Here is an 11954-nt window from a genome sequence, read left to right on the forward strand (position 1 = left end):
AAGTACAATGGCAAATTCAGATTTTATAAAAGAAATTGCACCAGATGCGCAACGGATATATAAAAAATATGATATTCTCGCTTCTCTTACTATTGCTCAAGCGTGTTTAGAGAGTGCGTGGGGAACAAGCGGACTCGCACAGCAAGGGAAAAATTTATTTGGCATCAAGGGTACTTATAACGGCCAATACGTTTTGATGTGGACCACTGAGTATGACAAGAACGGAAATGCAACCCGCGTAAAGGCAAAGTTTCGAAAATATCCATCCTGGTATGAATCTCTTCAGGATTTAGCCAAGCTGTATATGAACGGAACAAGCTGGGATCCCGATCATTATAAAGCCGTAGTAGGTGAAAAAGATTACAAGAAAGCAACAGCAGCCCTTGTAAAAGCCGGTTATGCTACAGACCCGGCTTATGCGACGAAGTTAAACAATCTAATTGAAACGTATAATCTTACACAATATGATTCTGTGGACGATATTCCTGTTGATCCTGATCAACCTGACACACCGATACCGGAGCCGGAATTTCCGAGTAAGGAATATGACGGCAAAGACATCACACTCAATCAGAATTTGCCTTCAGATGTTGATTTTCCACAGCTGCATGTTTCAACGAAGGATGGTAAAAGTGTTGTTGAAATAACGGGGGTTTCCGTTGATCTGACGGACGATACGACAGGTAAGAAGAGTTTTACCTTCACGATCACAAAAACGCAGGAGAACGGCACAGAATTCGATTTATTGGTGAACGACAACATACTTTATCTGGATGAGAAAAAATTCAATCATCAAAAATACTATATTACGGATGTAGAGGTAAGGCAGGAAAATAATATCCTTACAAAAACCGTCACAGCAGCTCATATTTTTTCTGTTCTACTTATCAATAATTACGTGAATGATACCGTAACAAAGAAATTAAAGCTTAGAGAAGCGTTGGATATTGCTTTGAAAGATACAGATTTCAAATACATTCTGAGGGCGCCAGAAAGCGAGTTTCCAAGCGCTGATCATGAGAATTTTGGTGATAAAAACTCTACGGAATTGATGGATGAAATTATTGAAGATTATGAGCTTGAAATAGATGTCGATAATTACAAAATCTACGTCTATAAAAAGATGGGAAAGCGCATTGATTTTACTCTGGATTCCCGTTATAACATGCCAGGCATTACAATTAAAACAAGTTCTCAAAATAGTACCACACGAGCCTGGGGATACGGTGCCTTAAAAGAAGGCAGCAATAGTACTGACAAGGATCCAAAATATGAATTTGAACCTATTTTATATGTTCACCCTGATGAAGAGAAATTCTTAATTGAAGGAAAGCCGCGGTGGGCTGAACCGATAAAAGATGAAACAATAAAAAAATCCAGCCGCATGGTTTCTGCTCTGAAAAAGCATGTGAACCCTTATCCGGAAATGACGATCGAAGCTGACTTCCAAAAAATTTATGAGCCGAAACTTTTAGAAATTGAACAAGATTTCTGGAAAGGCGACACAATCCATGTCTTGGCCGATACAGCGGAAGGCATCACATTTGAAGATGATGTAAGACTGATTTCAATTCAGTACAATCCATTGGATCCATACAGCAGCCCGCAGCTGACGTTTGCAAATTTCCGTAAAGACATTCAGGACATCAATGTTGACCAGGCAAAAAGGTTGAGGAATCAAAAAAGATATATGGATCAGTTGTTTAAAACGCTCAGATAAGCGTTTTTTATTTTGTTAAAAAGGAGTGAGTAAGATGGTGCGGCTTACCAAAAACTACAATACGACTCGTAATTCCCTCTATGAATCGCAATTAAGAGGGGACATGCAGAGTATTGAAAATGCGTTAAACGACCATGAATATAATTTGAAAAGCCATAGATCTTCTAAAACCGCCCACACGTCGGAACAAATCGACCACGGCGGTTTTTCTGTTGCTAACCGATTAAAAAATCTATATTCGCGGTTTACTAACCTGATCGTGAATCACGACGGGACGGATGTAAAGGAGGTTGTGGACGCCAGGGTGACGACTTCCGGGGAAACCGCACAAACGTTGAAAGACCGACTGGATTTAGAATTTAATAAGCTTGAACAGAAAATAAAAAGAGAAGTAAATGTTGATGATTTCGGCGCCGTGCCGGATGGAAAAACCGACAGCTCTGAGGCATTTAGGAAAGCGGTGGGGGACGGCCGTGTAAGGGTTAAATTAAGCGCTGGTATCTATGTGATTCGGGGGGTTAAGCTCCCATCCTGGACCTATCTTGTCGGTCAAGGTAAAGGCGTGACAATTCTGCAATTACATGAAGACACACCGGCCAGTGAGTGGGTAATCACAAACGCCGATTATGAAAAGGGGAATAGAAATATTTTCGTACAAGGGATGTCACTTGATTGGAACCCGGACAGGCAGGGCGGCGTCGGAGCTACGGGCGGCCAACATTCAAGCTGTTTGACCTTTGCAAATGTGAAATTTGGATGGGTAAAAGATGTTGAAGCTATTAACCCGGGCTTGCACGGATTCGACATAACGGCGCCCACATATGATCATCTGCCGTCCACACAGTATACAAAAGACGGCTGCCGGTATATTTGGCTCGACAACTGTGTTGCTTATGGGGCAGGAGATGACGGGATTACGACGCACTATAGTGAATATCTTTTTATTTCAAACTGTCATTCTTTCGATCCGAGAGGTACGGCCCACGCGAAAGGACAGTCAAATTCAAACGGTATTGAAGTAGACGACGGATCAAAGCATGTTTGGCTTTTAAATAACCATACGTCCGGTAATATTCGGGGTGTAGAAGTCAAAGCACATACTGAATGGCCTGCATCCCAAAACGTTCATGTCATTGGGCATGTGTCCTATCGTGATGTGCGCGGCTATGATTTAAGACATATCGGGCACCATCTGGCGACCGATCCGGAAAGCACGACGGCCTATAATGTCACCTTGACGGATTGTACAGCCATCGAACCGGTATTCAATGACATGTATGCAGGGCTGTCACCGCGTGCGTTAGTGGTTTCAGCTTATAAAAACGTTGCTGTCAACAACTTTACTGCAATAGGTGATCCTTCATATGACTATAAGGATAACCCGGTCATTGCCTTGCAGTATCGAAGCCGAAATATTTCCTTGAACAATATCACGATTAGGGGATTCAAAAAAGCGGGCTTTGATATTCGTCTATATGGCGGTCCGCAAAAAACGGATAATGTCAACCTGTCCAATTTTACTTTTTATAAGTCTGCAAAGCAGGGAATCGGAATCGGCGGCGGGGTGTACTCTGTGAATATCTCCAATGGAATCATGGAAGGAGAAGGCGGTACATACGGTATCACGTCACCAAATTCACAGGCGAACATTAATAATGTTCAGACATCCGGCTATTCCTACGCGGCCATGATTAAGGGGAACAAGTACAAATTTATACCAACGAATTTCAAAGGAGGATTCCGAGGGGCGACGACTTCCGGGGCTCCTTTAGATCCAACAAGTGCGATTATCGCGGCTACGGGTGACAACATAGCAAAAGGCCCACGGAATTTCATGGGTGGCGTTTCTGGCGGCTCCTCCACAGAAGGATCACGGCAGGCCATTTTTGCAGCGAACAACTCGCAAACGAAAGGGGACGGGCCTGCAAGAGTCGTAATGGCTGCCCAGGCGGTTGTTAACGACGACAGTTATTCTGTAGTTGGCGGATACGGCACCGGATCACCATCGAAGGATAATATTAAATGGAAAATCGGCTCCACAAACGGAAATATCCAAGGTGTTGGCCGTGTCGAAAGCGTGTCCGACTTCAAAGACCTTGCGGAATATTTTGAGTCTAAAAACGGCCGTAAAATTGAATCTGGTTATCTGGTGACCTTGGACGGGGACAAGATCAGGAAAGCCGAAAAAGGGGACAGGGTCCTTGGTGTTATTTCTGAGACGGCCGGGGTCGTTATGGGCGGTGCAGCATTTTATTGGAACGACCGTTACCTTAGAAATGAATTTGGCGGCATTATCTATGAAACCATTAATGATAATGGTCGAGCAATCATAGTACCTATGGAAAATCCAAACTATAACCCTGACCTTGAATACATCCCGCGGGAAAAGCGGGACGAGTGGCATGTCGTCGGTTTGGTCGGTCAGGTATTTGTCAGAATTGATGAGACTGTCCAGGCAGGGGACTGCATCTTGCCTATAGGTGGCATTGGTACTAAATCAGAAGACGGCGAAGGCTTTTATGTGATGCGTATCAATCAGCCTTATTCCGCCGAAAAAGGGTATGGAGTCGCATTGGTCTTCATGCACCCACAGATGTAAGGAGGTTCAGCGATGATCTATAAGGAAGGCGAAATATCATTTGATATTAACGCGCGGAAAGCCGCAGCCAAATCTACCAATATACAATTTTTCACCCAGGACACGGGCAGCGCAAAGCTGTTTTTTTCTTTTACAAAAGACGGCGCCCCGTTGCCTCTGTCGGCGGTGGATGCAAAAATTGTCCTTCTGTATGCGGATGATTCGTTTTATAAACGCAGCTTGACCCTGACGGACAAGGTAAACGGGAAAGCTGAATACGTCCTATCGGATGAAGAATTGAAACATCATGGCCAGGTAAGGGCTGAAGTCAAGCTTTATTACACAAACGGTCAGGCGCTCGCGACAGTCTTTTTCACTTTCTCCATTGCAAAAACGCTTGAGGATCAGAACATTGTTCCGGTCGCAGAATATTACATCGATGATGTGGAATCGTTTAGGGATCAAATTAGCCAAACTCTCGAAGAGATAAAAGCGAGGTTTGATGAATTCGAGAACATCGAAACAAAAGCCGGCGCCCAAGAGAAGGCGGATGCGGCGGAAGCGAACGCAAAAGCTTATACGGATCAGCACGCAGCTAAAACAGACAACCCGCATAAGGTCACGAAATCCCAGGTCGGATTAGCTAACGTTGATAATGTGAAGCAGGCGGCAAAGACGGCTTTTGATACGCATGTCGCGGATAATGTACGGCATATTACGGCTGACGAGCGAACAAAGTGGAACGCGGCGCAATTAACAAAAATAACCGCGGATGACGCCGGAGTATCGCTCACGATAGGTGATGGTGATGATTTTTACGACAAGGTCACGAAAAACGGGAAACGATTCGGCACTTTTTACTCCACAGGTAAAGCGCAAAACATACCGACCACTCTCTCGGCAAGAGGGTTATTTCATATGACATCGACCATAAATGGGGTAGGATCGTACGGCTATGTCATAGCTGTTGATTGGAAAAATAACGTTTTTTCAAACTATGTAGACGGAACCCTCGGGTGGCAAGGCTGGCGTCGGTTTCTAACTGATGCGGATATATCTCCGACATGGAACTCCGTAAATCTCATAAACGGAGCTAAACAAGATTCGCTGTATCCGTTGAAATTTTCCGTTAGCAACAACGTTCTATGGTTGCGCGGATCTTTTGGAACATTGCCGGCTATCGGAACATCTGTCGCGAAATTTACAAATAAGCCGACGCAGACAGTCGATTTTGTCGTACCGACGATCGGGTCTTACGGAACTGCTCGGTTTTCGCTTACGACTGACGGTGATTTAAGGTATGACGGTATGCTGGCGAACGATGAAACGAAGGTAACGAGGGTGTCGTTTAATGAATCAATACCGTTATGGTAGAGGAGGGACGTATCATGCACGTTCTTTTTTACGATGAAAATTACAAATATGTTGGCGAAGATGATTTTTCCGGTGAAGAATTGCCGCCGAATAGCACGACCACCCCGATTCCAAAAGGATTATACGCTCCAAAGTATGATCCGGAAAAAGCCGAGTGGATCGAGTCAGCAACCAAAGAGTATATAGAAAGTGTAACGCCGCCAGCACCGGAGCCGAACCCTACCGATCTGCTGAAAAAACAGAATGCTTTACTTTCCTTACAAATAGCGAAACTACAGGCAGATGTTTCAGCACTGAAAGGTGGCGGGGCTTCATGAAGTATCCAACTTTCTCAGATATAAAACAGTTTTATGATTGGGGGTGTTACACAGATGAAGAAATGCGGGAATACGTAAAAATTAACTGGATCACTCCGGATGAATATGAAAAAATAACAGGCCGAAGCTATGATAAGCCGGCAGTCAGTGTGGATTTAGGCACGGCCAACACCCTATAGGGTGTTTTTATTTTGCCTCGAAGGAGGTGAAAACGATGTGAGAACAGGAGGATTTAGGGACATGCCACAAGCGAATGAGTATGATGTTTTGAAAAACGAGATCACAGAGGTCAAAGCGGACCAGAAAACACTTGAACAACGTGTCATCACTCTGGAAAGGACGTCTGACCGTCACGATCAGCAGATTATTTCCATCAATGAAAAGCTCAACAAAATTGAAGAAAACACAACTTGGATCAAACGCAGTATCACAGGAGCGATGATAACAGCACTATGCGGTGGAATTATTGGCGGCGCAATCACGTTATTTTACAATCTATTGCAAAAATAAGGAGGAAACAACATTATGAAAAACTTTGACAAAGGCACGGTGGTTCGCACGGTGCTTCTTTTTATTGCATTGGTAAACCAAACTTTGATCATGTTCGGAAAGGCAGCTTTACCGATCGACGAGGAACAGGTCAACACGCTGGCAGATGCTTTGTATTTGGCCGGATCAACCGCGTTTACTATCGTCACGGCTCTTGTCTCTTGGTATAAAAATAACTATGTGACAAGCAAGGGAAAGCTGCAGAAAGAAGTTCTGAAACAAAAAGGGTTAACGAAATGAGGTTGCCGGCCGGCAGCCTTTTTTTATTTAAAACAAAATAGGAGTGATTCAAATGGTTAAGGTAGTCAAAAACTATGTGAAGGTCAACAAGTATACCAGGCCGGGGCTGAAATTGTCAGGAGTAAAAGGTATTGTCATGCACTATACGGCGACGCCCGGCGCTTCTGCATTGAATGAGCGGAATTATTTCAATGGCACCTGTATTGCCGCAGAGCGTTACGCATCAGCACATTACTTTGTCGATCGCAAGGAAGCGCAGCTGATTATCCCTGAAAACGAAGTTGCTTACCACGCCCATGATCAAAACCGGTGCTATGTCAGCTTTCTAAAACCGAACGCTAACACAACGGCCATCGGCGTTGAAATGTGCGTCGAAAAAGACGGCAAGATTCACAACGAAACCGTTCAAAATGCTGCCGAACTGGTTGCCGATCTGTGCAAGCGTTACGGCCTTTCTACAGACAAGATCGTCCGTCATTACGACGTAACAAATAAAAACTGTCCGGCGCCGTGGGTGAGCGATTCAAGCCAGCTTACAGCTTTCCGGAAAAAAGTCGATAGCCTGCTCGGGAATAAAACGGTATCGAAAGAAACGGCACCCTCGAGCCAGCCGGGCAAATCCACAGGGACTATCCTTAAAAAAGGATCATCAGGCTCAAGCGTAAAGGCGTTACAAAAGCGTTTGATTTCCGCGGGCTTCTCGCTGCCTAAGTACGGGGCCGATGGCTCGTATGGCAATGAAACGGTGCAAGCTGTCAAAGCCCTTCAAAAGAAGGCTGGAATTGCGGTTGATGGAATTTACGGACCAGCAACAGAAAAAGCCCTTGCAGCCATTGAAGCGAAAAAGAAAAAGTCTTCCTCAAACGGCAAAAAATCATCCTATCCGTTGCCGGCTGGCATCTATAAGGTAAAAAGCCCATTGATGAAAGGGACGGCGGTCCGGCAGATTCAGGAGGCTTTAGCTGCACTTTATTTCTATCCTGACAAGGGGGCAAAAAATAACGGCATAGATGGCTATTATGGGTCGAAAACAGCGAACGCGGTCAAACGGTTCCAGCTAATGAACGGACTGTCTGCTGACGGTATTTATGGGCCGAAGACAAAGGCAAAAATTGAAGCTCTATTAAAGTAATTAAATAAGGCCCTTTCGTTAAGAAGGGCCTTTCAATTTTCTTTTAAATAGCTTCTTTCATTTGTTCTATTATACTTTTTAACCATTGTATAGGAGTTAATCCGATTGCAGGATAATAAATCTCTGAGTTCGATTTTATAAAGTCTTCTTTTTCATGATCAGATTTGTCACTATTTAAAAATTCTTCACAAAATTTTATTGTGAAAACCAAGCATTCTTTGCTGGATTCTGTTATAAATTCTTTTATTGCCTGTTCTGGGGAACCCATATCCTGATGAAACGTTCCAGCCAAGAAATCACTTAATTCTTCAAGAATATCATAATTATTATCGAACATATTTAAATCTCCTTTATTTTATAGGATAACCAGTTAAAATAAACTCTTTATTTTTATCTTTTTTCAATATTATTTTTGCGTTGGTAACATCTTCAGCAGCATTTGAGCCTCTTTCAACACTTCTTCCAAGAATCTCTCCATTACCTTTGTAACTTAAAGGGAGAGTAGGTCTACTGTTAGGATTAGAGAGCCACTTTTTTATTTTACTAATGTTTTTTGGATCTCTTAAAACTGTACTAGCGACTTTTTCTGCAGTAGCTCTATCTTTAAAAGTTGATGAGCCAGTAATTTTGAGGTCTTCTTTTAAACGTTGGAATAGCTCCTCATCTGTTTTACCAACATGCTTTTTGATTAAATGTCCGCCTTTTTTTCCTTTTTTCGCTTCATGAGCCGCTAAGCCACCTCCTGGCGCTAACGGACTGCTGTCTCCAGGCTTAACAAGATCTTGACCCGTCGTACCTTTCTCCACCTTTGAAACTTCTTTAGCAGTTTTCGAGCCCTTCTCAACCTTCGAAACTTCGTCTGTAACTTTCTCACTTTTTCCAGCCACTTTTGCAACTTTACTTCCCTTGTTAAGCCATTTAAAAAACCTACCAGGTGGCGTGAAATTAATACCGGCTTCAACTCTTTCAAGGAACGAAAGTTTTTCATGAGTATCGGGGTCATACCCTAATGCTGCTCGTTCAAAATCACTCTCGCCTATGAGCTCCAAGCCTATTCCAGCATATTTTTCTAAATCACTTACTTCCTCGTCATCTTCAGGAGGATCGTCAACCAACTTTATACCGACGACATTTTTACCATCCATATAGAAACAGTATTTAAACCCATTCACGTATTTGTAAACTTTTTTAAGTTTCGCTAATTCCTTTTCACTCAGATTTTCTAATTCCTCATCACTATACACTTTTTTGGAGACTTTTTGTGTCGCCGTTCGATCAGTGTCGGCTAGTTTATTAATTTCAGCTTCTTCTTTCTCTCCAACTTTTTTGAGCATAACTTCCATCGGTGTATCTTCATTAGGTTGCAAGGAGTCAATCTTATCTGGCTTTAAAATCGATCCTTTTTGATAGGTGGTAATCTCAATTTTAGGCCCCGTATACATTTTTTCAAGTCTGGCGATGTATTTTTGCATCGTCTCAAGATCGTTTTCAGCCGTTTTGAGCGCGTTTGTTTGCTCGCGGTCAAAAGCGTGCAGCTTTTCAAGAGTCGTGCTAATTTCCTTTAATGCTTTCTGATTCTGTTCATGAAAATCGCAGTCATTCAAATCTGGTAAGTCGACGATATGGCTGACTTTTGCGATCGTGGCGTTGGTCTTAGAAACTAAATGTTTTGTTGTGCGATCAGCAGCATTTAAGCCATTCTCTAGCTCGTGTTCAAGAAAGGACTGTGAAATAAATCCGTTATGGTTGGGTTCCAGGGAATTCAGCGCGCTTTTCATTTTCTTCAGCGTGGAACTGTATTCCTCTATGAAAGTGTCATAGAACCGCAAAAAAGGGGTGTGACATTCGTCATAAAAGTTACGAATAGCATCTCCGCCTTTACCTTTTAAAGCATTGTCAAGGGACGTGATTCCATCCACACTTTTTTTGAGGTTTGCGATTTCTTCCGATTGTTTTTTTAATTGTTCGAGCGTTTGATCAATGGCTTGGTGCAACGCCTGAACGTCCAGAGTCTTCATGGCATTCTCCTCTAATACATTTGGTTACATCAGTACAGAGTTTACCACTATATAGAAGGGTAATGGTGAATAAATCCTGATCATCCATGAAAATGAATCTTTTGATATAGATAAATTTAACTATTTGTTGAGCGGGACCTATTGACCGTTGTAAATAGATTTGATATAATTAATGTATAGAAGGGAGGTGCTGAAGTGGACGAGGTAAGAAACTGGATTCTTGCTACTGCTGGAGCGATGACCATAGTCAAACATATATACGACATATGGCAAAACGAAAGCAAAAAAAGAGGCAAGAAAAAGAAAAAGCGCTCCCGCCGGGTAAGCAAGAAGCGCTAAACATAGTGAGCGAGAGAAGGGGAGAAATCCCCTTGCTCTCCAATTCATTATATCACGTCCACAAATTATGAAACAATATTTTAAGCATTACAGCTCATTAGACATGGCAACTATGCTCATCCTAATAGCGGGCATTTTTGCAATAGATTTTGAAAAAGTCGGTACTCTCGGGAAAATTACAGGCGTCATTTTATACTTGGCTGTGATTGTCACACTGCTAAAAGGATTAATTTTGATTTGGAGCGATAAAAGGCATGAAGGAAAACGAAAAAATTAAATTTATCCAAGATGAAGTTTTGACAGCTACAGAAGCAGGCGAGCTCCTCGGGGTTACAAGGCAGCGTTTAAGTGCATTGGTGACTTCCGGGAAGCTAAAGCCTGTGAAGAAGGTCGGTACAGTTAGCTTGTTTCTACGTGATCATGTGGAGGCTCAAAAGAAAGAACTTGAAGCTGGCCGGAAAAAATACCGGCCATATGATCAGTGAAGCCCAACTCTTTTGAGAAGGGCTCTTTTTTATTGATTATTGTCAAGTCGAACGATAAAACCTACCAATCAACCTAAATATTTGATATATTTTAATAGCTGGGTGCGTTATCCCTTCTGATTTTGTGGGCCCTACTACATAAGAGACCGTGCAAGGTATGAAGGGAGGATGGACGGTTTATGCAACAACCACAACCACAATTCTTAAAGACGCTCAAAACCGCGTCGATTGCATTCGGATATGCGGCTATGGGCATCTACTATTTTGCACAAGTTTATTTGATGTTCCACTAATCAGATAGGTCTTGGCACACCGGATTCTGAAGGGGATTAAGGAAGCTCTGGGGGCGAACTGACCATTCGTCTCTAACTCAGGAGTAATTAACCTTGTGAAGGGGGGACGCCTTCCTTTTTCCTTAGTAGAGGATCTGGTGTCTTTTTAATGTGTATGAGTATAATACCCAAGACAGAACAATATTAAACATAAAAAAACCTCTTTAAGCAGATGACCAATCCGCAAGAGGTTTTTTTGTTGCAAGGATGGAGATAGAGGGTGGCTTTTGAAAAGCAATTATTACTCGATACATTTACGGAAACTCAAAACGCTGAATTAGAAAAAACCTTTTGAAATCCCGTGCATTTTTCTGCTTCTGCCACTTATACCTACTCTATCTTTTATTGTTTATGCTTTAACCACGTCATTATTATAACATGTTTTTAAAAAAAGTAACGTTTTTTTGTTCAAAAAGGTGACTTTTTTGTGTGTTCAAACAGGGTATTCCTTTTTGAAGCAGAAAGGAAGCTTTTTGTGTGCTCAAAAGGCCTCATTTTGTGTTCAAGCAGGGTTGTCCTTTTGAGTGTTCAAACAGGGTGTCCTTTTTGTGTTCAAAAAAATCTGCCGTGTGAAGATAAATCCTTCTTTTGTTAAGAAGGATTAATTATTTCTACACCCACAACATCCTCAAATTTAATGAGATTGGTGTCTCCTTTAGAATCCACGACATGGAAAGTTTTCTTCAGCTGGTTTATGTAATGGATATGGCCCTCTATTTGAACGATCTCCCCGGTGTCTGCTCCATTCAAAAACGGCAGCGGTTTAAATACTGAAAACTGGACTGTAGAATTGAATTCCATCGCCTCGCATATGACCCGTTCCATGTCTTCTATTTGAGCCATGTCGAGCACCGGCCTTTTCACTCTGTT

13 protein-coding genes and 1 pseudogene are annotated in these 11954 nt (G+C 42.5%); 11 read left to right on the forward strand and 3 right to left on the reverse strand.

What is annotated here, in order from left to right:
• Positions 1 to 7: 7 nt before the first annotated feature.
• The 9 genes and pseudogenes from NSQ39_RS22900 to NSQ39_RS23180 all read left to right on the forward strand — a co-directional run bounded on the left by NSQ39_RS22900 (position 8) and on the right by NSQ39_RS23180 (position 7910).
• Entirely contained in the window at positions 8 to 1720 is a 1713-nt protein-coding gene (locus tag NSQ39_RS22900; RefSeq protein ID WP_341017560.1) for a phage tail protein, read from the forward strand.
• 34 nt (positions 1721 to 1754) lie between these two features.
• Positions 1755 to 4319, forward strand: a complete 2565-nt coding sequence (locus tag NSQ39_RS22905) for a peptidase G2 autoproteolytic cleavage domain-containing protein (RefSeq protein ID WP_341017562.1) — start codon at positions 1755 to 1757, stop codon at positions 4317 to 4319.
• Between the two features lie 12 nt (positions 4320 to 4331).
• Complete coding sequence (locus NSQ39_RS22910; protein ID WP_128748222.1) at positions 4332 to 5672, forward strand: phage baseplate upper protein; 1341 nt, start codon at positions 4332 to 4334, stop codon at positions 5670 to 5672.
• A gap of 14 nt (positions 5673 to 5686) precedes the next feature.
• Positions 5687 to 5989 (forward strand): hypothetical protein, encoded by a 303-nt coding sequence (locus NSQ39_RS22915; protein ID WP_175076738.1) that lies wholly within the window; start codon positions 5687 to 5689, stop codon positions 5987 to 5989.
• The gene (locus NSQ39_RS22920; protein ID WP_175076737.1) at positions 5986 to 6168 is read left to right on the forward strand and encodes an XkdX family protein; all 183 of its coding nucleotides are present in this window, start codon (positions 5986 to 5988) and stop codon (positions 6166 to 6168) included. The genes NSQ39_RS22915 and NSQ39_RS22920 overlap by 4 nt, the downstream gene beginning before the upstream one ends.
• A 61-nt stretch (positions 6169 to 6229) precedes the next feature.
• A complete protein-coding gene (locus tag NSQ39_RS22925) occupies positions 6230 to 6499 on the forward strand; it encodes a hemolysin XhlA family protein (protein ID WP_175076736.1) in 270 nt (89 codons plus the stop codon).
• 15 nt (positions 6500 to 6514) lie between these two features.
• Positions 6515 to 6778, forward strand: a complete 264-nt coding sequence (locus NSQ39_RS22930) for a phage holin (RefSeq protein ID WP_216899518.1) — start codon at positions 6515 to 6517, stop codon at positions 6776 to 6778.
• A 52-nt stretch (positions 6779 to 6830) separates the two neighbouring features.
• Positions 6831 to 7277: pseudogene (locus NSQ39_RS23175) on the forward strand (peptidoglycan recognition protein family protein); the annotation flags it as partial.
• A gap of 15 nt (positions 7278 to 7292) precedes the next feature.
• Positions 7293 to 7910 carry a peptidoglycan-binding domain-containing protein gene (locus tag NSQ39_RS23180; RefSeq protein ID WP_419761776.1) on the forward strand — a complete coding sequence of 206 codons (618 nt, stop codon included), beginning with the start codon at positions 7293 to 7295 and terminating at the stop codon, positions 7908 to 7910.
• Between the two features lie 43 nt (positions 7911 to 7953).
• Here NSQ39_RS23180 and NSQ39_RS22945 read toward each other — a convergent pair whose 3' ends face one another.
• A complete protein-coding gene (locus NSQ39_RS22945; protein ID WP_175076733.1) occupies positions 7954 to 8247 on the reverse strand; it encodes a contact-dependent growth inhibition system immunity protein in 294 nt (97 codons plus the stop codon).
• Between the two features lie 13 nt (positions 8248 to 8260).
• The gene (locus NSQ39_RS22950) at positions 8261 to 9928 is read right to left on the reverse strand and encodes a T7SS effector LXG polymorphic toxin (RefSeq protein WP_175076732.1); all 1668 of its coding nucleotides are present in this window, start codon (positions 9926 to 9928) and stop codon (positions 8261 to 8263) included.
• Positions 9929 to 10123: 195 nt separating this feature from the next.
• On the opposite strand from NSQ39_RS22950, the gene NSQ39_RS22955 reads away from it, so the two are divergent.
• Both NSQ39_RS22955 and NSQ39_RS22960 read left to right on the forward strand, forming a co-directional pair.
• Positions 10124 to 10267 carry a hypothetical protein gene (locus tag NSQ39_RS22955; RefSeq protein ID WP_175076731.1) on the forward strand — a complete coding sequence of 48 codons (144 nt, stop codon included), beginning with the start codon at positions 10124 to 10126 and terminating at the stop codon, positions 10265 to 10267.
• A 254-nt stretch (positions 10268 to 10521) separates the two neighbouring features.
• Complete coding sequence (locus NSQ39_RS22960; RefSeq protein ID WP_175076730.1) at positions 10522 to 10752, forward strand: helix-turn-helix domain-containing protein; 231 nt, start codon at positions 10522 to 10524, stop codon at positions 10750 to 10752.
• A 923-nt stretch (positions 10753 to 11675) separates the two neighbouring features.
• On the opposite strand, the gene NSQ39_RS22965 is transcribed toward NSQ39_RS22960, so the two are convergent.
• Positions 11676 to 11954 (reverse strand): YolD-like family protein (locus NSQ39_RS22965; protein WP_341017573.1); only part of this gene is annotated, 279 nt, incomplete at its 5' end.

It is taken from the genome of Bacillus sp. FSL W8-0848 (genome assembly GCF_038007805.1).
Lineage (GTDB): Bacteria > Bacillota > Bacilli > Bacillales > Bacillaceae > Bacillus > Bacillus glycinifermentans.

What these genes read in the sequence shown, in the direction of transcription:
- NSQ39_RS22920 (WP_175076737.1), top strand. Translation starts at nt 5,986, where the DNA reads ATGAAGTATCCAACTTTCTCAGATATAAAACAGTTTTATGATTGGGGG.
- NSQ39_RS22925 (WP_175076736.1), top strand. Translation starts at nt 6,230, where the DNA reads ATGCCACAAGCGAATGAGTATGATGTTTTGAAAAACGAGATCACAGAG.
- NSQ39_RS22900 (WP_341017560.1), top strand. Translation starts at nt 8, where the DNA reads ATGGCAAATTCAGATTTTATAAAAGAAATTGCACCAGATGCGCAACGG.
- NSQ39_RS22960 (WP_175076730.1), top strand. Translation starts at nt 10,522, where the DNA reads ATGAAGGAAAACGAAAAAATTAAATTTATCCAAGATGAAGTTTTGACA.
- NSQ39_RS22910 (WP_128748222.1), top strand. Translation starts at nt 4,332, where the DNA reads ATGATCTATAAGGAAGGCGAAATATCATTTGATATTAACGCGCGGAAA.
- NSQ39_RS22905 (WP_341017562.1), top strand. Translation starts at nt 1,755, where the DNA reads ATGGTGCGGCTTACCAAAAACTACAATACGACTCGTAATTCCCTCTAT.
- NSQ39_RS22945 (WP_175076733.1), bottom strand. Translation starts at nt 8,247, where the DNA reads ATGTTCGATAATAATTATGATATTCTTGAAGAATTAAGTGATTTCTTG.
- NSQ39_RS22950 (WP_175076732.1), bottom strand. Translation starts at nt 9,928, where the DNA reads ATGAAGACTCTGGACGTTCAGGCGTTGCACCAAGCCATTGATCAAACG.
- NSQ39_RS22930 (WP_216899518.1), top strand. Translation starts at nt 6,515, where the DNA reads ATGAAAAACTTTGACAAAGGCACGGTGGTTCGCACGGTGCTTCTTTTT.
- NSQ39_RS22915 (WP_175076738.1), top strand. Translation starts at nt 5,687, where the DNA reads ATGCACGTTCTTTTTTACGATGAAAATTACAAATATGTTGGCGAAGAT.